The organism is Amycolatopsis bullii, from assembly GCF_014654205.1.
GTDB lineage: Bacteria > Actinomycetota > Actinomycetes > Mycobacteriales > Pseudonocardiaceae > Amycolatopsis > Amycolatopsis plumensis.
On record NZ_BNAW01000052.1, the window covers coordinates 51566 to 72123 of the forward strand.

At 71.4% G+C, this 20558-nt stretch carries 18 protein-coding genes and 1 pseudogene; 12 read left to right on the forward strand and 7 right to left on the reverse strand.

What is annotated here, in order from left to right; translation table 11 throughout:
• Position 1 precedes the first annotated feature (1 nt).
• A complete protein-coding gene (locus IE317_RS37170) occupies positions 2 to 622 on the reverse strand; it encodes an MSMEG_1061 family FMN-dependent PPOX-type flavoprotein (protein WP_191316041.1) in 621 nt (206 codons plus the stop codon).
• Between the two features lie 57 nt (positions 623 to 679).
• Between IE317_RS37170 and IE317_RS37175 the strand changes: the two genes are divergently transcribed.
• On the forward strand, positions 680 to 1297 hold the full coding sequence (locus tag IE317_RS37175; RefSeq protein WP_191316042.1) for a TetR/AcrR family transcriptional regulator: 618 nt from the start codon (positions 680 to 682) through the stop codon (positions 1295 to 1297).
• 93 nt (positions 1298 to 1390) lie between these two features.
• Here IE317_RS37175 and IE317_RS37180 read toward each other — a convergent pair whose 3' ends face one another.
• Positions 1391 to 2293 carry a phosphotransferase gene (locus IE317_RS37180; RefSeq protein WP_191316043.1) on the reverse strand — a complete coding sequence of 301 codons (903 nt, stop codon included), beginning with the start codon at positions 2291 to 2293 and terminating at the stop codon, positions 1391 to 1393.
• Positions 2294 to 2872: a response regulator transcription factor gene (locus tag IE317_RS37185; protein WP_191316044.1), complete on the reverse strand. Its 579-nt coding sequence runs from the start codon at positions 2870 to 2872 to the stop codon at positions 2294 to 2296. It abuts the gene before it with no gap.
• A gap of 22 nt (positions 2873 to 2894) precedes the next feature.
• Between IE317_RS37185 and IE317_RS37190 the strand changes: the two genes are divergently transcribed.
• Positions 2895 to 3863, forward strand: a complete 969-nt coding sequence (locus IE317_RS37190; RefSeq protein ID WP_191316045.1) for a histidine kinase — start codon at positions 2895 to 2897, stop codon at positions 3861 to 3863.
• Between the two features lie 6 nt (positions 3864 to 3869).
• Here the strand turns inward: IE317_RS37190 and IE317_RS37195 are convergent, their stop codons facing one another.
• Positions 3870 to 4523 carry a TetR/AcrR family transcriptional regulator gene (locus tag IE317_RS37195; RefSeq protein ID WP_191316046.1) on the reverse strand — a complete coding sequence of 218 codons (654 nt, stop codon included), beginning with the start codon at positions 4521 to 4523 and terminating at the stop codon, positions 3870 to 3872.
• Between the two features lie 96 nt (positions 4524 to 4619).
• Here IE317_RS37195 and IE317_RS37200 point away from each other — a divergent pair, with 96 nt between their 5' ends.
• Positions 4620 to 5723, forward strand: a complete 1104-nt coding sequence (locus IE317_RS37200; protein ID WP_191316047.1) for a serine hydrolase domain-containing protein — start codon at positions 4620 to 4622, stop codon at positions 5721 to 5723.
• On the opposite strand, the gene IE317_RS37205 is transcribed toward IE317_RS37200, so the two are convergent.
• On the reverse strand, positions 5681 to 6409 hold the full coding sequence (locus IE317_RS37205) for a polysaccharide deacetylase family protein (protein ID WP_191316048.1): 729 nt from the start codon (positions 6407 to 6409) through the stop codon (positions 5681 to 5683). The two genes, IE317_RS37200 and IE317_RS37205, sit on opposite strands and share 43 nt — an antisense overlap.
• A 109-nt stretch (positions 6410 to 6518) precedes the next feature.
• On the opposite strand from IE317_RS37205, the gene IE317_RS37210 reads away from it, so the two are divergent.
• Both IE317_RS37210 and IE317_RS37215 read left to right on the forward strand, forming a co-directional pair.
• A complete protein-coding gene (locus tag IE317_RS37210) occupies positions 6519 to 6728 on the forward strand; it encodes a helix-turn-helix domain-containing protein (RefSeq protein ID WP_191316067.1) in 210 nt (69 codons plus the stop codon).
• A complete protein-coding gene (locus IE317_RS37215; RefSeq protein WP_191316049.1) occupies positions 6728 to 7390 on the forward strand; it encodes a Clp protease N-terminal domain-containing protein in 663 nt (220 codons plus the stop codon). Before IE317_RS37210 ends, IE317_RS37215 begins: the two co-directional genes overlap by 1 nt.
• A 41-nt stretch (positions 7391 to 7431) precedes the next feature.
• Here the strand turns inward: IE317_RS37215 and IE317_RS37220 are convergent, their stop codons facing one another.
• Both IE317_RS37220 and IE317_RS37225 read right to left on the reverse strand, forming a co-directional pair.
• Positions 7432 to 8238 carry an NAD-dependent epimerase/dehydratase family protein gene (locus IE317_RS37220; RefSeq protein WP_191316050.1) on the reverse strand — a complete coding sequence of 269 codons (807 nt, stop codon included), beginning with the start codon at positions 8236 to 8238 and terminating at the stop codon, positions 7432 to 7434.
• Between the two features lie 23 nt (positions 8239 to 8261).
• Positions 8262 to 9065: an IclR family transcriptional regulator gene (locus IE317_RS37225; protein ID WP_191316051.1), complete on the reverse strand. Its 804-nt coding sequence runs from the start codon at positions 9063 to 9065 to the stop codon at positions 8262 to 8264.
• Between the two features lie 153 nt (positions 9066 to 9218).
• Here IE317_RS37225 and IE317_RS37230 point away from each other — a divergent pair, with 153 nt between their 5' ends.
• The 7 genes and pseudogenes from IE317_RS37230 to IE317_RS37260 all read left to right on the forward strand — a co-directional run.
• Positions 9219 to 10730 carry a sodium:solute symporter family protein gene (locus IE317_RS37230; protein ID WP_191316052.1) on the forward strand — a complete coding sequence of 504 codons (1512 nt, stop codon included), beginning with the start codon at positions 9219 to 9221 and terminating at the stop codon, positions 10728 to 10730.
• A gap of 51 nt (positions 10731 to 10781) precedes the next feature.
• Positions 10782 to 11717 (forward strand): 5-dehydro-4-deoxyglucarate dehydratase, encoded by a 936-nt coding sequence (locus IE317_RS37235; RefSeq protein ID WP_191316053.1) that lies wholly within the window; start codon positions 10782 to 10784, stop codon positions 11715 to 11717.
• Complete coding sequence (locus IE317_RS37240; protein ID WP_191316054.1) at positions 11717 to 12973, forward strand: glucarate dehydratase family protein; 1257 nt, start codon at positions 11717 to 11719, stop codon at positions 12971 to 12973. The genes IE317_RS37235 and IE317_RS37240 overlap by 1 nt, the downstream gene beginning before the upstream one ends.
• A 4-nt stretch (positions 12974 to 12977) precedes the next feature.
• Entirely contained in the window at positions 12978 to 14123 is a 1146-nt protein-coding gene (locus IE317_RS37245) for a hypothetical protein (protein WP_191316055.1), read from the forward strand.
• The gene (locus tag IE317_RS37250; protein ID WP_191316056.1) at positions 14120 to 15574 is read left to right on the forward strand and encodes an aldehyde dehydrogenase (NADP(+)); all 1455 of its coding nucleotides are present in this window, start codon (positions 14120 to 14122) and stop codon (positions 15572 to 15574) included. Before IE317_RS37245 ends, IE317_RS37250 begins: the two co-directional genes overlap by 4 nt.
• 259 nt (positions 15575 to 15833) lie before the next feature.
• Positions 15834 to 18206, forward strand: a complete 2373-nt coding sequence (locus tag IE317_RS37255) for a polysaccharide lyase 8 family protein (protein ID WP_191316057.1) — start codon at positions 15834 to 15836, stop codon at positions 18204 to 18206.
• 676 nt (positions 18207 to 18882) lie between these two features.
• A pseudogene (locus IE317_RS37260) lies at positions 18883 to 20558 on the forward strand (RHS repeat-associated core domain-containing protein); the annotation flags it as partial.

Below are 20558 nucleotides of genomic sequence, written 5' to 3' on the forward strand. Positions count from 1 at the left end.
GTCAGTACAGCTTCCGGTAGCCGTCTTCGAGGAGCTGGTCGAGCAGCGCCGGGTCGACGTTCATCTTCTCGCCCGCGATCTCGCCGGCCGACGGCAGTTCCGCCGCGAGTGCCTGGCTCGCCGGGTCCCACAGGCGCGACCGGATCAGCGCGCGGCCGCAGTGGAAGTACACCTCGGCGACGTCGACGACGATCGCCAGCATCGGGGCCTTGGCCTCGGTGCGCATCCGGGCGAGCACGTCCGGGTCGTCGGTGACGTACGCGCTTCCGTTGACCCGCAGCGTTTCCCGCATGCCGGGGACGAAGAACAGCAGTCCGACGCCGTCGTTTTCGGCGATGTTGCGGAAGGAGTCGGCGATCTTGTTGCCGGGCCGGTCGGGCAGGGCCAGGGTGCGCTCGTCGAGGACCTTGACGAAGCCGGGGTAGTCGCCGCGGGGCGAGCAGTCGGCGCGGCCCGTGGCGTCGGCGGTGGCCAGCGTCAGGAACGGCGAGTGCGCGATGAAGCGGCGGGCGTGGGCGTCGATGCGGTCGCCGATCTTGGCCTTGAGCATCTCCTCCGGCTCGCCCAGCCGGGCCCGCACCTCGGCCGCGGAGACGCGGGGCAGAGTGTTTGTGCTGGTCATGGCATAATTATGAGCAAATATTCAGATCTTGACTACTCGCTTTCGCCAGGGGGAGCCGTGCCGTCGGACCAGCGCCGCATCCAGCCACGTAAACAGCCGCGTCAGGTGCGCGCCGAGCTGACCCGGCAGCGGATCCTGACCGCGGCTGCTCACGTTTTCGCCGACCACGGCTACGCCGCCGGCACCACCAACCGCATCGCCGAGCGGGCGGGCATCTCGATCGGCTCGCTGTACCAGTACTTCCCGAACAAGGACGCGATCCTCGCCGAGCTGCTGACCCGTCACCTCGACGACGGCACGGCGGCCGCGGCGAAGGTCCTCACCGGCCCGCTGCCCGATTCGATCGAGGACGTCTTCCGCGTGTTCGTCCGCTTCGCCGTCGAAGCCCACCTCGACGACCCGCACCTGCTGCGCATGCTGATCGAGCAGGCCCCGCGGTCGGACGAGCTGCTCGAGCGGGTCGGCCGGGTGAAGCGGACCATGGTCGGCCACACCCGCGCCCTCCTGGAGGGCCACCCCGAGGTCCGCGTGGCCGACACCGCCACGGCCGCCCGCCTGGTCATCGCGACGGTCGAGCTCGCCGTGCACGACCTGCTGGCCGAGCCCGACCCGATCGACGCCCGGCGGCTCGAAGACGAGATGGTCGCGATGCTGACCCGGTACGTCACGGGGTGAACCGGCAGGCGCCCCCGCCGTGTTGCCCTGCACGAGGATGGCGAACACGCCGAGCGAGAGCAGTTTCCGTCCCCTTTCGCCCAGGTTGGCCGATCATGCGCCGGCCCGGCGGAGACGTTCGGCGGCCTGGGCACGGACCGCGTCGGAGCACACCGGGCGGTCACCGTGCAGCGCTTCCCAACGGGCGTTGTGCAGCGCCGGCCAGAGACTGGCCGCCCAGGCGATCTCCCGCTCCTCCGCGGTGAACCGGCGTGCCCGGAGTTCCTGATAGGCCGTCAAGAACGCGGCTGAGCTTTCGATCGGCGCCAACGTCGGCGGTGTCGCGTTGGCGAACGCCCCGGACGCCGCACCCGCCAACGCGGCTTCCGGCTGCCACGCCAGGCTGTCCCAGTCGTCGACCGACCAGATCTCCCCGTCGCGCCAGCGGAGGTTCTGGGCTTCGAAGTCGGCGTGGCCCAGCACGCACGGCAGGTTCGCGGCCGGCAAACGCTTGCGGACCCGGAGCGCCGTCTCGGTCACCACCGCGGGCACCAGGCTCTGGTCCCGCGAGTCCAGGAAACCGAGAGCGGGCCACACTCCCGGGCCGGAGTGGTCCCACCGCACCCACCGCGGGTTCGGCAGCGGGGGCGGGACCGCCACGCTCGTCAGCGCGGCCATCACCCGTGCGAACACCCTTGCGTAGCGCACGGCGACGTCCGGGGTGTCGCCCGGCAACAGGACGCCGCCGGGCCGGAACTCTTCCGCGTGCACCGCCAGCTCGCCGACGGCGATCGCCGGTGTCAGCGGCTGGGGACACGGGAAACCGCGCTCCGCCAAGCGGGCCTGCGCGGCGACGCACGCCGCCGCCCGGCCGTCGTCCTCGCGGGCCTTGACCACGACCTCCCGCCCGTCGGCCAGCCGCAGGCCGACGACCTGCGACAGGGACCGCCGCTCGAAGAGCACCGCGGCCGGCGCGGCACCCAGGTGGGCCGTGCACCAGGACCGCACCCAGTCCACTCAGCGATCCCTCGCCACCAGCGCCGCCTGGGTGCGGCTCGTCACGTCCAGCTTGGCCAGCACGTTCCCCACGTGCACCTTCACCGTCCGCTCCGCCAGCCGCAGCCGGGCCGCTATGTCCCTATTGGACAATCCGTCGCCCAGCAGCTCCAGCACGTCCCGCTCCCGCGGCGTCAGCGTCCCGCCGCCGGTCAAGGCGGATGCCGCCGCCGGGCTCAAGGCCGTCACGCCCTGGTGAGCCGCGCGGACCGCCGCCGCGAGCTCGGCGCCCGACGCTTCCTTCAGCACGAATCCCGCCGCGCCCAGGCTGAGCGCTTCGCGGATCTCCCGCGGCCGGCCGACCGTCGTCAACATCAGGACCCGCGGCGCCGCAGGACCCAGCCGGCGCAGGACTTCGAGGCCGTCCATGCCCGGCAAGTACACGTCGAGCAGGACCACGTCCGCCGGCACCGGCGAGGCCAGCAGCTCCGGCCCGCTCGCGTACTGCGCGACCACCTCGAGGTCCGGCTGCGCGCCCAGGATCAGGGCGATGCCCTCGCGCACCAGCGCGTGGTCGTCGACGACCTGAACCCGGATCATGCCCGCACTCTACTGTCGGCCCATGCGTCAGTCTCTCGTCACGACGGCCGCCGTCGCCGCGGTGTTCTTCGCCAGCGGGGCGTGGACGCCGCAGCAGGGGCTGCTCGCGGCCGGGCTCAGCGCGGTCCAGCTCGTTCCGCTGCTGTGGTCCCGCCGCGCCCCGGCCCTCGTGCTCGTCGTGGTGACCCTCGCGACGGCCGGGCACCTGCTGCTCGAGCAGCCGCGCAACACGATGTACGTGCCGGTGCTGCTCGCCCTCTACAGCACGCCGCAGCGGTGGCTCGCGGCCACGGCGGCGCTCGCCACCGGCGCGGCGGTCTACCCGGCGAAGGGCGCGGTCGACGGCACGCTCCTCGTCGTCTCGATCAGCGCCGTCGCCTGGCTGCTCGGCGCCGAACGCCGTCGCGCGCTCGCCGATCGGGCCGAGCGCGCGGCCCGGCGGCTGCACGACACGCTCGCCCAGACCACGGCCGTCATGCTCGTGCAGGCCGAGACGCTGCGCGCGGTCGGCGACCTGACCGATGCCGACCGGGAACGCCTCGACACGCTCCTGGCGGCCGGCCGGGGCGCACTCACCCTCGTCCGCCGCACGCTGGACGACCTGCGCGACGACGCCGAACGCGCCCCGGACCTCGCCGAGGTGCTGGCCCGGCTCCGGACCGCCGGCCTGGTCCTCGACCGCGACCCGGTGCTGCCCGCGCTGCCTCGCCCGGTGCGGGAGCTGGCCGAGCGGTTCGTCGCGGAGACGGCGGTGAACGCCTTGCGCCACAACGGTCCGGGCGTCCGGCTGTGGCTCGACGTCGAAGCCGGTGACCGGGTGACGATCACCGCGCGGAACGCGCTCAAGGGAGCGTCGCCCGAAGGCGGCGGCTACGGGCTGGCCGGGCTCGCGGAGCAGGCTGCGGCGGCCGGGGGAGCGCTGGTCCACGGCCCGCGGGACGGCGAGTGGGTGGTCCGGCTCGAACTGCCTGCCGTCCGGGTCGCGCACTGACCGCGGTCAGGGGATCGCGGCCTCGATGTCGGCGAGGTGGGCGGCGATGATCTCCTCGAACGCCGCGCGGCGGTCGGCCCCGAGTGGACGGACTTCGCGGGCGAAGTGGGCCAATGCGGGGAAGCGATCGGGATCGGCGCCCAGCACCGCGACGCGGAACAGTTCCATGCCTTGCTCGTGTTCCTCCGGGGTGACCGTGCTGACGCCGGCCTCGGACGCGATGAGCGCGGCGAAGAGGATCGCGATCCGGTGGTAGCGCACCGGGATCTGGGCATCGGGCAGGCCTGACGTGCGCAGGGCCTGCAGCACCTCTTCCATCACCAGCCGGGAACCTGCGCCGCTGGAGGCGTAGCGGCCCCAGACCACGGCGATCTGCGGCTGCTCGCCGAACGCCTCGCGCAGGCACAGTGCCAATGTGGTCAGGCGCTGCTTCCAGTCGCCGTCGGGACGGTACCCGGCCATGGCGCCCAGCAGGATCCGGTCGGCGAGGGCGCGCAGCAGCTCGGTCTTGGTGCGGAAGTGCCGGTAGAGGCTCGAGGAGTCGGTCCCCAGCTCCGCGGCGAGCTTGCGGACGCTGAACGACTCCGCGTCGCCGCGGCGCAGCAGCTCCGCCGCCGTGTCCAGGATTTCCTCGGTCGTCCAACGCCTTCGGTTCGCCATCTCGTCCCTTCGCCGATGGCCAGCATAGCCTATGCACTTGCCGCTGCACGCACTGCGTGCATAATGAGGACACTTCTCTTCCCGAAAGGAGTCCCCATGGATCACGCGCAGCTGAACGCCGCTCTCGAGGCGGTGCACCGGGCCGGCGTCCCGGGCGTGTTCGCCGAGGTGCGGGCCGGTGACCAGGTCTGGCGTGGCGCGGCGGGGGTCGCCGACACCGGCACCGGCCGGCCCGTTTCCGCCGGAATGCGGCACCGCGTCGGCAGCGTCACGAAGACGTTCACCGCCGCCGCGGTGCTGCGGCAGGTCGAGCGGGGCCGGATCGGCCTGGACACCCCGATCGGCCACTACCTGCCGAAGCTGGTTCCGGGCGAGCGCGGGCGGGCGATCACCGTCCGGATGCTGATCGACCACACCAGCGGGCTCGCCGAATACCTCCCGTACGCCTACCCGAGCCTCAAGGCGTTCCCCGACCTGGCCGCCACCCGGCCGGACAGCCTCGACGAGCACCGGTTCACGCGGTTCGACCCGGTCGAGCTGATCGCGATGGGCGTCGGCGCGCCGCCGGTCGCCCCGCCCGGGGTGTACTCGAACACCAATTACCTGCTGCTCGGGCAGCTCCTGGGGCACGTGACCGGCGGCCGCGCGGAAGAGTGCATCACCCGCGACGTCATCGACCGCGCCGGGCTCCGCGACACCGCCTTCCCGGCCGGGACGCACGTCGAAGAGCCGCATTCGAAGCTGTACGAATCGTGGTTCGGCATGATCGACCCGCCGCGGGACTACAGCGTCTTCGACATGTCGTGGGTGGGCCCGGCCGCTTCGCTGATCTCGACGGTCTCGGACCTCAACCGCTTCTACGAACTGTTGCTGGCGGGCGAGATCGTCTCGCCGGCTTCGCTGGCGGAAATGCGGCGGACGGTCCGGATCGTTTCCCAGGAGGGCAAGCTGATCGACTACGGCCTGGGCCTGCACCCGGTGGAGTCGACGGAGTTCTGGGGCCACGGCGGCACGGTCTGGGGTGGCGGAACCCTGGCGGCGGCCCGCGCGGACGGCACGCGGCAGTTCGCGATCGCGGTGAACGCGCAGCGCTGGAACCGGCTCGACGAGTCGGGACGCCCCCAGCCGCACCCGATCGACGGCGCGCTGGCCGCCCTTCAGCGGCTGGCGATGAGCTGTGACACGGTCACGAACCGGTAGCCGCGCTGCTTGAGCCCGTCGAGGATCGGTGCGATCGCCCGCCGGGTCTGCCCGCGCGAGGCGTACATGGCGTGCAGCAGCACGATCGAGCCCGGCCGGACCTGGCCGAGGACAGCGCTTTCCACGGTGGCCGCGTCCGGGGTGCCGTCGGAATCCGGCGCGACGTCCCAGGTGATCGTCGTGCGGTGGTGGGACGCGAGGTAGTGCGGCAGCGCGAAGAGCTTCTTGCCGTTCGGGGGCCGGAAGAGGATTTCGCCGGTGTAGCCGGAGGTGCGGATGAGGGCGTCGGTCGCTTCGACCTCGTCGGCGACCCAGGACGGCGTCACGCCGATCATGCGGTCGTGGCTGAAGCTGTGGTTGCCGATCTCGTGGCCTTCGGCGGCGATGTCGTGGGCCAGGTCGGGGTGTGCGGCGATGTCCCGGCCGATGAGGAAGAAGGTCGCGGGCACCTGACGGCTTTTCAGCGTGTCCAGGATCGTGCGGGTGCCCGCGGGATCGGGCCCGTCGTCGAAGGTGAGGGCGACGACCTTCTCGGTGGTGTCGACGCGGTCCACGAGGGTGCCGAAGAACTGGAAGGTCCGCGACTTCGACACCTCGAACAGCGTGACCGCACCGGCGAGCACCACGACGAGCACGCTCGCCACGACGATCGCCCGCTTCCGGGCCCGGCGGGATTTCAAGATCATGGCGCCACCCTGGCGGGGGAGGCGGGGCGGCGGAAGCCGCAAAGGTACTAGTACCCGTCAGCATATGTTGACGACGGCGCCGACGTCAGCATATGCTGACACGGTGAGCCTGACGACCGATCTCGACCACGCCGTGCGCAGTGCCGATCCGGACGTCGCGCTGCGGGCCGTCGCGCGGCTGCGGCGGCTGACCGAGCAGCTCGAGGCCGATCAGGTGGCCGCCGCGCGGCGGGCCGGCTGGTCGTGGCAGGACATCGCCGAGCGGCTCGGCGTCACCAAGCAGACCGTGCACCGCAAGCACCGGAGCCGGGAGGGCTGATGTTCCAGGGGGACGATCCCGCAGTGGGGCGGGTGATGCGCCGCGCGGGCGAGCTGGCGCGGGAGTTCGGGCACGCGCGGGTCGGCAGTGAACACCTGCTGCTCGCGCTCACCGAAGGGCCACTGCCGGGGCTCGGCGACGTCGAGCGGGCCGTGCGCCGGGCCGCCCCGGACGGCGCGGGCGCGGCCGCCGACCGGGAAGCCCTCGCGGTGCTCGGTGTCGACCTCGGGCCGCTGCCGGGTGTGCTCGCGGACCGGCCGCCGGCCAAGGAGTTCCGGTTGCCGTTCGGAGCCGGGAAGGCCCGGCGGCGGTGCGCCCGGGCGGTGCCCCCGATCGGCCTGGACCTCCAAGCCGTGTACGGCGCGTCCCTGCGGCTGGCGCTCGCCCGCCGGGAACGCCGGCACCGCGTCGAGCACCTCGCCTTGGCGCTCGTCGCGCTCGATCCCGGCGCCGACTGGGTGTTGCGGGCTGCTGGTGTCGACCGGGGAGAGGTGCTCGCGCGGCTCGCCGCCGCCTTCCCGCCGCCGCGGCGCAACCGGCTGCTGCAGGCTGAACGGCGGGTGGGGTGCCGGACCCGGTGCCGCGACATCGTGCGCCGCTACCAGCACACGACGGGCCGGATGGCGATGGCGCCGTCGGTGCTGGCCACGCTGGTGCACTGACCCGGGCTCAGCTTGTTGTCCGGCCGCTTGGGGCGGGGGACTCAGAGCGGGTTGAACACGCCCAAGGGGGCTGTGCAGAACGGGCCGCCGACGTACTCGGCCGCCAGGCCCGTCGGCGCCGGCTTGCCGGCCAGCTGGTCGGCGTACACCTCGGCGTCGTCCAAGGACTTGTAGCCCAGCGCCTCCGCCTCCTCCAGCGAATAGATCCGGCGGGTGTTGTCCGAGACGCCCCAGATCAGCCGATACCCCGGCGAAGGCGCCGAAAGGCACGCCTCGAACAGGCGCGCGCCGTCGTCGGGCGACAGCCAGGTCGTCAGGCCGCGAGGGCCCAGCGGGAGCGGTGTCTCGAAGCACGAGCCGATCCGGATCACGATCACGTCCATGCCGAACCGCGAGTGGTACAAGCTCCCGAGTGCCTCGATCGCCGCCTTCGAGACGCCGTAGTACGTGTCCGGCCGCGGCGAGGAGTCCGCCGGGAGGTCCGAATCCACCCGGCGGAAGCCGACCGCGTGGTTGCTCGACGCCAGGATCACCCGCCGGATCCCCGCGGCCTGCGCCGCCTCCAGGACCGTCTGCGTCCCGTTGATGTTGACGTCGAGGGTTTCCTCCCACGAGTTCTCGCGGCTGTGCCCGCCGAGGTGGATCAGCGCGTCGACGCCTTCGCACGCTTCCGCCATCGCCGCCCGGTCGGTCACCGACGCCGTCACGACCTCTTCCGAGGAATCCGAAGGCGTCTGCGGGGCCAGGTCGAGCAGGCGCAGCACCCGGCCCGGGCGCCGCAGGCGGGGGCGCATCAGGGTGCCGACGACACCCGCCGACCCGGTGATGAGCACGCGCTGGTCCGTCATGGGGTTCCTCTCACGCAGAAGGGTTAACGGATGCCGGCCCGGCGCAGCTGCTGCCCGAGCTCGGCGGTGGTCTCGGCGAGCAGCTCGCCGACGCGGCGGGCGTCGTCGTCGGTCACCTGGTTGATGGGCATCGAGCAGCTGATCGCGTCGGTGCCCGGGATGCGGTAGGGGATCACCGCGGCCACGCACCGGACGCCCAGCGTGCCTTCCTCGACCTCGGCGGCGTAACCGCGTTCGCGCGTCGCGGCGAACTCGGCGTGCAGGGCTTCGAGGGTGGTGATGGTGTTCGGCGTCAGCGCGGTCAGCGTCGCCGGCATGAGCGCCTCGATCTCGTCGTGCGTCAGCTCGGCCAGCAGCGCCTTGCCCAGCGCGGTCGCGTGCGCGGGCAGCGTGCGCCCGACGCGGGAGACCAGGTGCGTCGACCGCTGCGACTCGCGCGTCTCCAGGTAGACGACCTCGGTGCCGTTGCGGCGCGCGAAGTGCGCGGTGAAGCCGGTCTTCTCCCGGATGCGCTCCAGCGCTTCGGTGGCGAAGGGGACGACGGCGTCCCGGTCCAGGTACGCCGTGCCGCAGATCAGCGCGCGGACGCCGAGGCGGTAGCGGGCGGTGTTGGTGTCGGCCTCCAGCCAGCCGGCCTCCAGCAGCGTCCGCAGCAGGCCGTGCAGCGACGAGCGGGGAAACCCGGTGCGCGCGTGCAGGTCCGACAGCGACAGCCAGACGTCGTTCGCCGCGAACGTCTCGATGAGGTCGACGGCCCGGCGTGCGGACTTCACGCCCGAAGACTCGGCCGGGGCGCTCTCGGCCGCGTTGTCCACCTTCTGCGGCATTTGTGCTCCTCCGTCCGGCCGTTGACTTGTGACCCCGGCCATATTAGCGTCCCGAACAACGTTCTTATGGATGAACATAATCACTATAACAGACTCCGTTCATAGATGTGAACAGTTGGACCGCATCGACGTGGACGCGGAAGGGAGCCTGCGGTGCACGCACTCGACTGGACGATGATCTGCGCGTACTTCGCGCTGATGATCGTGATCGGCTGGTGGTCGCACAAGAGAGTCAGCGACGTGAAGGACTTCTTCACGGCGGGTGGGCGGATGCCGTGGTGGCTGGCCGGCATCTCGCACCACATGTCCGGCTACAGCGCCGTGCTCTTCGTCGCGTACGCGGGCGTGGCGTACACCAGCGGCGTCACCGTGTACTTCTGGGGCTTCGCCAGCATCGGCATCGGCGTGGGCATCGGCAGCTGGCTGTTCGCCGCCCGCTGGAACCGGCTGCGCTCGAAGCTCGGCGTCGCCTCGCCGCTGGAGTACCTGGCCAAGCGCTACAACGTGCCGACGCAGCAGGCGCTCGCCTGGAGCGGCAGCCTGCTGAAGATCTTCGACATCGCGGCCAAGTGGTTCGCCGTCGCCACGCTGCTGCACGTCTTCGCCGGGCTGGACTACAACCTCGGCATCCTGATCACCGGCGCGGTCACCCTGGTCTACTGCACCATCGGCGGCCTGTGGGCCGACGCGCTCACCGACTTCGGCCAGTTCGTCATCCAGGCGATCGCCGCCGTCGTGATGATCGTCGTGGTGCTGGGCAAGCTGGGCGGGATCTCCGCGCTCTGGACGATGTGGGACAAGCTGCCCGAGGGTCACGTCGACCCGGTGACGTCGAAGTACACCACCATCTTCCTGCTCGTCTACGTGCTGGTGAAGACGCTGGAGTACAACGGAGGCATGTGGAACCTGGCGCAGCGGTACATGGCCGCGCCGAACACCCACGAGGCCAAGCGGGGTGCGCGGCTTTCGTCCGCGTTGTACCTGTTGTGGCCGCTGGTGCTGATGTTCCCGATGTTCGCGGCGCCGCTGCTCATCCCCGGCGTCAAGGATCCGACGCAGTCGTACGCGATCATGACCACGACCTTCCTGCCACCGGGCCTGATCGGCCTGGTGCTGGCCGGGATCTTCTCGCACACGATGGCGATGGTCTCCTCCGACGCCAACGCGATCTCCGCGGTGATCACCCGGGACATGATCCCGGCGATGTTCCGCCGCACCCGGCAGTGGACCGACGTCCAGGGCCTCAAGGCCGCACGGATCACCACGGTGATCTTCGTCGCGCTCACCATGCTGGTGGCCACCCAGGCGCAGAACCTCGGCGGCGTGCTGCAGATCGTCGTCAACTGGGTCGCCGCGCTGATGGGCCCGATCTCGATCCCGCTGCTGCTGGGCATGCTGCCGTGGTTCCGCAAGTGCGGCCCCCGCGCCGCGCTGGTCTCCTGGGCGGGCGGCCTGATCGACTACGCGCTGGTGTACTACGTCTTCAAGGCGAACCAGACCGTGCTCGTCGCGACGCCGATCCTGGTTTCGCTCGCGCTCTACGTCGGCCTCGGGCTGCTCGCTCCCGAGCGCAGCGCGGCCGCCGACGAGATCGTCGACACCGTGAACACCGCCGACGACGACGTCGACCGGAAGCAGGAGGAAGGCACGACCGTGCCCGCCTGACGCAGGCCTGACCCGGCCGAACCCGAAAAAGGACGAGAGAGCAGAAAACTGATGGCACAGAACGAGATCGAGCTGGACGGCCTGCTGGCGTTCCCCCTCACCCCGTTCACCGAGGACCTCGAGGTCAACCTCGACGCGCTCGCGGAGAACGTGGAGAGCCACATCGCGGCGGGCGCCGGTGCGCTGTTCGTCGCGTGCGGCACCGGCGAGTTCAGCTCGCTCTCGCCCGCCGAGGTCACCTCGGTGCTCACCCGGGCCCGGGAGGTGGCCGCCGGCCGCGTCCCGGTCTGGGTGGGTGCCGGGGGCGGCGCGGCGTCGGCGCGGGCCGGCATCGCGGCGGCTCAGTCCGGCGGCGCGGACGGCGTCCTGCTGCTGCCGCCGTATCTGGTGACCGGGCCGTCGGCGGGCCTGGTCGACTTCGTGCGGTACGCCGTCGGGGACTCGTCCGTGCCGGTCATCGTCTACCACCGCGGCACCGGCGTGTTCACCGCGCCGGCCGCGGCGGCCCTGCTGGACATCCCGTCGGTCGTCGGCCTGAAGGACGGCTACGGCGACGTCGAGTGCATGACCCGGATCGTCACCACCATCCGGTCGCTGGACACCGAGCGGGCGCGGAAGTTCCTGTTCTTCAACGGGTTGCCGACCGCGGAAGTCTCCGCGAAGGCGTACGCCGCGGTCGGCGTCGCCCGGTACTCCTCGGCGGTGCACTGCTTCGCGCCGGAGATCGCCCACCGCTTCCACCGCGCGCTCGGCGAAGGCGACACGCGCGTGATGGACGCCCTGCTCACCGGGTTCTACCTGCCGCTGGTGGCGTTGCGCGACGAGACGCCCGGCTTCGCCGTCTCGCTGGTCAAGGCCGCCGCCCGGTTGCGCGGCGACAAGGTCGGCCCGGTCCGGCCGCCGCTGATCGAGCCGACGCCGGAGCAGATCCACCGGCTCGAGAAGGTCGTGGAGGACGGCTTCGTGACGCTGAAGGGGCTCGGCTGATGCAGATCCTCGACGTGGTGCTGACCCCGGTCGCCTTCGCGGACCCGCCGCTGCTCAACGTCATGGGCGTGCACGAGCCGTTCGCGCTGCGCAGCGTCGTCCAGGTCAAATGCGAGGACGGGATCGTCGGGCTCGGCGAGTCCTACGGCGACGAGGCCTTCCTCGGCGAGGTGCGCAAGGTGCTGCCGCGGCTGCGCGGCCACGACGTGTTCGACCTGCCCGGCCTGCAGCGGCTGGTCGCCGAAGCGCTTTCGGACACCGTGCTGACCGACGCGCACGGCCTGATCGGCGGGTTCTCCATCCGCAAGACGATCGCGAGCGTGTACTCGCTGTTCGAGGTCGCCTGCCTGGACGCGCAGGGCCACTTCCTCGGCCGTCCGGTGACCGATCTGCTCGGCGGCAAGGCCCGCGACGCCGTCGAGTTCTCCGCCTACCTGTTCTACAAGTACGGCAAGCACGTCGACGGCCGCGAGGACTCCTGGGGCGAGATCACCACGCCCGAGGCGCTGGTCGGGTCGGCGAAGCGGATGTTCGACGAGTACGGCTTCCGGTCGATCAAGCTCAAGGGCGGGGTCTACGAGCCCGCCCACGAGGTCGACGGTGTCCGCGCGCTGGCCGAGGCGTTCCCCGGGCACCCGCTGCGGATCGACCCGAACGGCGCCTGGACGGTCGAGACGAGCATCCGCGTGGCGGCTGAATTGGACGGTGTCCTCGAGTACCTGGAAGACCCGACGCCGGGCATCGACGGCATGGCCCAGGTGGCCGCCGAAGCGTCCATGCCGCTGGCGACCAACATGTGCGTGGTCAACTTCGGCGACATCGAACCGGGCTTCCGGGCGCGGGCGATCGGCGTGCTGCTGTCCGACCACCACTTCTGGGGCGGGCTGCGGGCCACGCAGTCGTTGTCGGTGACCTGCGAGAGCTTCGGTGTCGGCCTGTCGATGCACTCCAACAGCCACCTCGGGATCAGCTTGGCCGCGATGGTGCAGGTCGCCGCGGCCACGCCGCACCTGACCTACGCGTGCGACACGCACTGGCCGTGGAAGGTCGAGGACGTCATCGAGCCGGGCGTGCTGGAGTTCCGCGAGGGTGCCGTCGCGGTGCCCACGACCCCGGGGCTCGGGATCACCCTCGACGAGGACGCGCTGGCCCGGCTGCACGAAAACTACGTCCGATGTGGACTGACCAAGCGCGACGACGTGACGTACATGCGGAACTTCGTCGCGGATTTCGAGCCGAACACGGCGAGGTGGTGAGCCGGTGAAGGTGACGGGATACGCCTACCCCTGGGACGTCCTGGAACCCGATTTCGTTCCGCGGGTCCAGGCGCTCGGCGTCGACGAGGTGGCCGTGGCACTGTCGTACCACAGCGCCCGCGCGGCGACGCCGTGGTCGCCGTCCCGGACGGCGGTCGTGGCGCGGCACGCGGCGTTCTACCGGCCGGTGTCCGACGAGTGGGGCACCCTGCGTCCGTCCACTCCGGACTGGGTGTCTTCCGGGGACTCCGGGGGCGACGCCGTCCGGCTGGTCACCGAGGCCGGGATCCCGGCCGCCGCCTGGATCGTGCTGACCCACAACTCCCAGCTCGGCTACGAGCACCCGGACGTCGTGGTGCGCAACTGCTTCGGCGAGGCCTATCCGTGGGCGCTGTGCCCGTCGCAGCCCGCCGTGCGCGAGTACGCCGCTGCCGTGGTGGCGAACTCGGTCGCCGGGCTGGAGCTGTCGTCGGTGATCCTCGAGGCCTGCGGGCCGCTCGGGGCGATCCACCAGCACCAGCACGAGAAGACCGACGGCGTGTGGGCGCCCGCGGTGGCCCGGCTGCTGTCGATCTGCTGCTGCGAGGCCTGTGCCTCGGCGTGGGACGTCGACGCGGACACCGTCCGGGCACAGCTCGTCGAGGAGGTCCGGCGGCTGATCGCCACCGGTGATCTGGTGATCACCGGTGACCGGCTGCCGCCGGAGCTGACCCAGATGCTGCTGCGGGTCCGGCAGGACGCCACCGATGCCTTGCGGGCTGCGGTTTTGGCCACGCTGCCGCCGGGCACCCGGGTCGTGCTGCACGGCGCGCTCGACCCGTGGGTCACCGGCGCGCTGCCCGGGCTGACGCCGTCGGCACCCGAAGACGTCGACACGGTCGTATTGTTCGGGTGGGTCCCCGCCACGGGGGCCGAGGCCGTCGCCGCGGCCCGGGAGGCGTTGCCCGAACGGGTCGCGATCGCCAGCTACATCACGGCGGTCGCCGCCGCGCCGGTGCCGGACATCGCCGCCTACGTCGGCGAGCTGGCCAAGGCGGGTGCCGCCGAGCTGCACCTGTACCACCTCGGCCTGGCCGGTCCGGGTCGCTGGCCCGACCTGGAAACGGCCACCGCCGCCGCCCATGAGACTGAGGAGCTGTTCCACCCATGAGCCAGGCCACCGACGCCGCCACGCTCGAGAAGATCCTGGCGGGAGCCGCCGAAGCCGCCCGTCCCGCCGCCGAGGCGACCCCGGCCGAACGCGCCGGCTGGCTGACCGCCGTCGCCGACGCCCTCGACGCCGCCGCGGGCGAACTGGTCCCGCTGGCGCACGCCGAGACGCACCTGCCCGAGTCGCCGCGGCTGGCCGGCGAGCTGAAGCGCACGACGTTCCAGCTGCGCCTGTTCGCCGAGGTCCTCTCCGACGGCGAGTACCTCGGCGCCACCGTCGACCACGCCGACCCGGACTGGCCGATGGGCCCGCGTCCGGACATCCGCCGCGTCAAGACCGCGATCGGGCCGGTGCTGGTGTTCGCGGCCAGCAACTTCCCGTTCGCGTTCAGCGTCGCGGGCGGGGACACGGCGTCCGCGCTGGCCGCGGGCTGCCCGGTCGTCCTCAAGGCCCACCCCGGGCACCCGGAGCTGTCCGCGCAGACGGGCTCGATCGTGCGGGAGGCGCTGATCAAGGCGGGTGCCCCGGCCGCCCTGTTCAACGTGATCTTCGGCCAGGAGGAAGGCGTCACCGCGCTGAAGGACCCGCGGATCGCGGCGGCGTCCTTCACCGGCTCGATCCCCGGCGGGCGGGCGCTGTTCGACATCGCCGTGTCGCGGCCGCGGCCGATCCCGTTCTACGGCGAGCTGGGCAGCGTCAACCCGGTGGTGGTCACCGAGGCCGCGATCGCCGCGCGCGGGGAAGCCGTGGCCAAGGGCTACGCCGGGTCGTTCACGCTCGGGGCCGGGCAGTTCTGCACCAAGCCGGGCCTGCTGTTCCTGCCGGAGGACCACGGCCTGACCGACGCCTTGCGCGCGGCGCTTTCCGGAGCGGCCGCCCAGCCGATGCTCAACGACCGCATTGCGTCCGGGTTCTCCGCCCAGCTTTCGAAGCTGCGTGAGGTCCCGGGCGTCGAGGTCGTGTCGTCGTCGGATTCGTCGTCGCCCGCGTTCACCCCGACGCTGCTGGCCACCACGGCCAAGCAGTTCCTCGAGGGTGGCGCCACGGTGCACGAGGAGTGCTTCGGGCCGGCGTCGCTGATCGTCACCTACGCCGACCAGGCGGAGCTGCTGCGCCTGCTGGAGGTGATCGAACCGGGGCTCACCGCCACGATCCACGGCGAGGAGTCCGATGTGGACTGGCTGCGGTCGGTGCTGCCGTCGCTGGCCCGCATCGCCGGACGGCTGCTGTGGAACGACTGGCCCACCGGGGTCACGGTGAGCTGGGCCCAGCAGCACGGCGGCCCGTACCCGGCCACGACGGCCCCGACGACGACGTCCGTCGGCACCGCGGCGATCGAGCGGTTCCTGCGGCCGATCGCCTGGCAGGGCTTCCCGGACGCGTTGCTGCCCGAACCCCTGCAGGAGGCCAACCCCTGGCAGCTGCCCCGCCGCACCGACGGCGCCCGCTGACGAAGCACCACCGACCCGCGGGGGCGCCCCCCGGTTCCAGATTACCGCTCGGCACCGACAGTTTTCGCTGACCCGGCGCCCCGGACCCGCGGGGGCGCCCCCCGGTTCCACTTTATCGCTCGGCACCGACAATTCCGGGGCCGAGGACCCCGGGGTCACCTGCAGGGCCACTCCTGTAGGTGACCCCCGGACAACTGAATCCGCCGCCGCACGACCGAATCGCCCGTAAGCCGAGGATGTCTTCCTGGGAGGCATTGCCATGCCCGTGAACCGGAGAAATGCCCTGCGCGGTGGTGCCCTGGCGGCCGCCTCCACCGTGCTCCTGACCCGACCGGCGTTCGCCGCAACCGCAGCCGCGCCCGCGCCGAAAGCCGCGAGCCCGGTGCCCGCCGCGACCGCGCCGATCGTCGCCGCGTACCGGCAGCTGCAAACCGGGATCAACCGGCCGTCGCCGGAACGCGCCGCGGCGCTGGCCAACCTGAGCCGCGTCGCCAACGCCTACAACGCCAGCCTGTCCGTGGCCGGCGGTGGTGCTCCACTGTGGACGGACCTGCCGCTCGGGCCGGGCAGTGACTACACGACGTCGATGTACGCGCGGCTGCGCGCGATCGCCGTCGACTGGGGCACCCCCGGCGGTGCGCTGTCCGGTGACCCGGTCGTGCTCGACCGCATCAAGGCCGCCCTCGAGCTCATCTACGCCAGCCAGTACAACGAAAACGTCGGCGAAATCGGCAACTGGTACACCTACGAAATCGGCATCCCGTACTACCTGCTGCACACGCTGTCGGTGGTCGCCGACCAGCTCACCGCCGAGCAGCTCGCGCGCTACCTCAAGCCGGTCAAGCGGTTCGTCGGCAACCCGAACCTGCGCGCGAACAACGCCTCGGTCGTCGAAACCGGGGCCAACCGCGCGGACAAGGCGCTCATCTCGATCGTCTCGGGCGCGATGCTCGGCGACACGGCGTGGATCAAGACCGGCATCGACGCCCTCACCGACGTCGCGGGCGGCGGCGCGGCGAGCGTCGTCGCGAAGCTGGACCGCGCGGCGGGCGACGGCTTCCACGTCGACGGCTCGTTCATCCAGCACGACACCATCCCGTACCCCGGGCACTACGGCATCGTGCTGCTGACCGCGCTCGCCGGCGCCATCCACGTCACGCAGGGCACCGAGTACGCGCTCCCGCAGCCGCTGAAGGACAAGATCTACGCGCTGGTCGCGGACAGCTTCGCGCCCTTCGTGTACGCGGGCGCGCTGATGGAGCCGGTGCGCGGGCGGATGCTGTCGCGGCAGGGGGAGACCGGCCACGACATCGGCCACCAGCTCACCGTCGCGACGCTGGTGCTGGCCCGGACGGCGTCGGGAAAGACCAAGACCGACCTCAACGCCCTCGCCGCGAAGTGGATCAAGGAAGGCGAGTACGCGCCCTTCCTGAAGATCCCGGACCCGGAGCGGTTCGCGCCCGGCCCGGACCTGGTGGCGACGCCGGGCATCGAGTTCGCGCAGGACATGCTGGCGTCGGGGGCGCGCCCGGCCCGGGTCGAGGCGACGCACCGGGTCTTCGGCCAGCAGGACCGGCTGGTGCACGTCACCACCGGCTGGTCGGCGTCCCTGGGCGTCAGCTCGACCCGGATTTCGCGCTACGAAGCCATCAACGGCCAGAACCTCAAGGGCTACCACGTCGGTGACGGCGTGCTGTACACGTTCCTCCCGAACGCCAAGGGCCACTACACCGACGCCTACTGGCCGACGGTCGACCCGCTGCTGCTGCCCGGCACGACCGAGCACGACGGCCCGGTCGACCCCAAGTTCGGCGGGGTGCCGGTGGGCCCGAACGCGCACACCGGCGGCGTCCGCTGGGACGCCCGGCACGGCGCGCACGCGTTCGACTTCAAGAACTGGGACGGCTCGCTGGTCGCCAAGAAGTCGTGGTTCTTCACCCCCGACGGGGTCGTCTGCCTCGGCGCCGGGATCACCAGTACGTCGTCCTACGCGGTGCGCACGACGATCGAGAACCGCAACCTCGGCGAAGGCGGCCGCGGGACGCTGCTGGCCGACGGCCGGCGCGTGCCCACCGACCTCGGGAAAGCCTCCGCGTTGCGGCGGCCGCGCTGGGCGCACCTGGAGAACGTCGGCGGGTACGTGCTGCTCGACGACGCCTCGGTGACCGCGCTGCGCGAAGACCGCACGGGCGCGTGGCGCGACATCGACACGGGCGCCAACACGAAGGGCACCACGACGCCGAACACGCGCCGGTACCAGAAGCTGGTGCTCGAACACGGCGTCAAGCCGACGGACGCGAAGTACGCGTACGCGGTGCTGCCGGGCGCTTCGGTGATCGACACGCTCACCGCGTCCTGGGCGTGGCGGGTGCTGGCGAACACCCCGGTGGTGCAGGCGATCCGGGTGGCCGGCGGCACGGTGCTGGCGAACTTCTTCGCGGCGGGCTCGGTCGGCGACCTCAGTGTGTCGGGCCCGGCGTCGGTGGCGATCGGGCGCTGCGGGGCCCGGACCCAGCTCGCGGTGTCGGATCCGACGCAGCTGCAGGAGAGCGTCACGGTGACGGTCCGTGGCCGGGCCGTGGTGGTGCCGCTGAAGGGCAGCTTCGGCGCGACGAAGGTGCTCGCGGTGTGAGCGGCCTCCCCGCCGGGCCGGTGCCCCGACCCGGTCCGGCGGGGTCACCAGCTCGGTGAGGCTGCCGGGCAAGACGTACGCGGCGGCACCTGGGACCTCTTCCGGTATCCGGCATCCGGTCCGATTCGGACATGTTCACCCTCGGTTAGCCTTTCCGGCCGTGAACGGACCCGAAGGCGGTCGCCGTCGTACATCGTGGCGCGGCCGGGGCAGGACGCGCTGGCCGACCGCATCCGCGCGCTGCTGCCGGAGAGGCCGGCGCACCGGCTCGGTGACGTTCGGCGGGATTGCGCTGACCGTCGACGGGCGGAAGATCGAGCCGGGGGAGCAGCGGGCGTACAAGGGCACGATGTTCGGGGGGGTGCCGAATCTGGCGTGGTGCAGGGGGTACACGAACAGCTCGTGGACACTGCGGGCGGACCTGGCGTCGCAGTACGTGTGCCGCCTGCTGGCCTACCTGGAGCGCTTCGGCCGAGCCGGATCGCGCCCAGGCGCCATCCGTCGTAAGCGGGACGCCGCTGAACGGCGCAAAAGGTGAAGTTCTTGTTAGGTCATTCGAGTGGTCGTGATTTTCCCAGCATGCCCCGGTCGATCATCCCCGGCTAGCGTGGCGAGGTCTGGCGGCGCCAGGCCGCCAGGGGTGGAGCCATCGGCTCCGAGGGGAGATTCACCTTATATGCAACGGAAATCGTTGCGGCACTTCGTGCTGCGCACGATCACGTTCCTTTCCGCGAGTACCTTGATCGCCGCGGTTCCGGCGACCGCGGACGCGGCTCCACAACCGGCGCGGGCGGGTGTGCCGCTGCCGGTCTCGTGGACACCGCCCGAGCAGGTGAACCGCACGCCGACCGGGGTTCCGGCCGACCAGGTGGCCGCGAGACCGGCGCCGAGATCGGGTGCGTCGGTCCAGTCACTAGTGTGCGACACCACCCAGTCGGGCAGCCAGCCGTGGTTCGCCATGGACCGCTACGCGATCTCCGACCGCACCGAGTTGCTGGTCAACCGCTACAGCGGGAACGCGCTCATCACCGACCGGGCGCTGACGGTCAAGGGCACCGGCCTCAACATGTCGTTCGACGCCGTCTACAACAGCGCCAACCTCACCCGGGGCGGGGCGCTCGGGACGTTCTGGACCGTGTCCGGCGGCCCGGACGTCAAGCTCATCATCTACCCCGACCCCGACAAGCGGATCGTGTACTACGACCCGACCGGGTACTGCGCGGAGTTCACGAAGAACGACGACGGCAGCTACACCGAGCCGTCCGGCATGCACGCCACCTTGACCAAGCTGCCGGACGGCAAGTACACCCTGTCCCAGGACTCGTCGGGGGAGACGAAGCTGTTCACCGGCGACGGACGCCTGTTCTCCGAGGCGGACCGCAACGGGCACACGATCACCTACCGCTACAACGCCACCGACGGCACCCTGGCCTCGATCACCGACACCCAGGGCCGGGTGACGACCGCCGCGTACACGGGCGGCCGCATCACCGCGGTGACCGACCCGACGGGACTGACCGCCGGAGGCTACGGCTACGACGGCAACGGTCACCTCACGAAGATCACCAACCGCAACGGCGACAGCATGAACTTCGGGCTGGACGCCAACGGCCGGATCACGACGCTGACCACCACGCTGGGCCGGGTGTACACGCTGTCCTACGACGCCGGGGGCCGCGTGACCCAGGTGACGGAGCCGAACTACGGCGGCGTCGCCAGTGTCACCGGCTACGTCTACGGATCCACCACCACGACCGTCACCGACCCCAATGGGCACAAGAGCACCTACACCTTCGACAGCGGCGGCCGGCAGACCAAGGCCACCGACGCGCTCGGGCATTCCCGGGACCAGGGCTGGTCGGCCCACGGCGACGTGAATTCGCTGACCGACGCGACCGGTAACTCGGTGACCTACGACTACGACCCGCTCAACAACCTCAAGGGCGGCAAGCTGCCCACCGGCGCGGCCATGAGCGTCGGCTACACCGACACCGCGCACCCGCACCTGCCCACGCAGGTGGCGGACTTCTCCGGCAACAAGGTGAACAACACTTATGACAAGGCCGGCAACGTCACCAACGTGCACTCCGACGCGTTGAACACCGACGTCGCGAAGTACACCTACACCACCGGATTGGTCGCCACCGCCACCGACGGCAACGGGCACATCACCAGCTACGGCTACGACACCGCCGGGAACCTCACCAAGGTCACCCCGCCGCTGCCGCTGAAGCCGACCACCTACACCTACGACTCGCTCTCGCGGGTGGCGAGCGTGACCGACGGCAACGGCGTCAAGCTGGTCTACGGCTACGACAAGCTCGACCACGTCGTCTCCGTCGCCAAGGCCGA

What these genes read in the sequence shown, in the direction of transcription:
- IE317_RS37195 (WP_191316046.1), bottom strand. Translation starts at nt 4,523, where the DNA reads ATGGCGAACCGAAGGCGTTGGACGACCGAGGAAATCCTGGACACGGCG.
- IE317_RS37225 (WP_191316051.1), bottom strand. Translation starts at nt 9,065, where the DNA reads ATGCCGCAGAAGGTGGACAACGCGGCCGAGAGCGCCCCGGCCGAGTCT.
- IE317_RS37240 (WP_191316054.1), top strand. Translation starts at nt 11,717, where the DNA reads ATGCAGATCCTCGACGTGGTGCTGACCCCGGTCGCCTTCGCGGACCCG.
- IE317_RS37215 (WP_191316049.1), top strand. Translation starts at nt 6,728, where the DNA reads ATGTTCCAGGGGGACGATCCCGCAGTGGGGCGGGTGATGCGCCGCGCG.
- IE317_RS37200 (WP_191316047.1), top strand. Translation starts at nt 4,620, where the DNA reads ATGGATCACGCGCAGCTGAACGCCGCTCTCGAGGCGGTGCACCGGGCC.
- IE317_RS37250 (WP_191316056.1), top strand. Translation starts at nt 14,120, where the DNA reads ATGAGCCAGGCCACCGACGCCGCCACGCTCGAGAAGATCCTGGCGGGA.
- IE317_RS37170 (WP_191316041.1), bottom strand. Translation starts at nt 622, where the DNA reads ATGACCAGCACAAACACTCTGCCCCGCGTCTCCGCGGCCGAGGTGCGG.
- IE317_RS37220 (WP_191316050.1), bottom strand. Translation starts at nt 8,238, where the DNA reads ATGACGGACCAGCGCGTGCTCATCACCGGGTCGGCGGGTGTCGTCGGC.
- IE317_RS37255 (WP_191316057.1), top strand. Translation starts at nt 15,834, where the DNA reads ATGCCCGTGAACCGGAGAAATGCCCTGCGCGGTGGTGCCCTGGCGGCC.
- IE317_RS37235 (WP_191316053.1), top strand. Translation starts at nt 10,782, where the DNA reads ATGGCACAGAACGAGATCGAGCTGGACGGCCTGCTGGCGTTCCCCCTC.
- IE317_RS37185 (WP_191316044.1), bottom strand. Translation starts at nt 2,872, where the DNA reads ATGATCCGGGTTCAGGTCGTCGACGACCACGCGCTGGTGCGCGAGGGC.
- IE317_RS37205 (WP_191316048.1), bottom strand. Translation starts at nt 6,409, where the DNA reads ATGATCTTGAAATCCCGCCGGGCCCGGAAGCGGGCGATCGTCGTGGCG.
- IE317_RS37190 (WP_191316045.1), top strand. Translation starts at nt 2,895, where the DNA reads ATGCGTCAGTCTCTCGTCACGACGGCCGCCGTCGCCGCGGTGTTCTTC.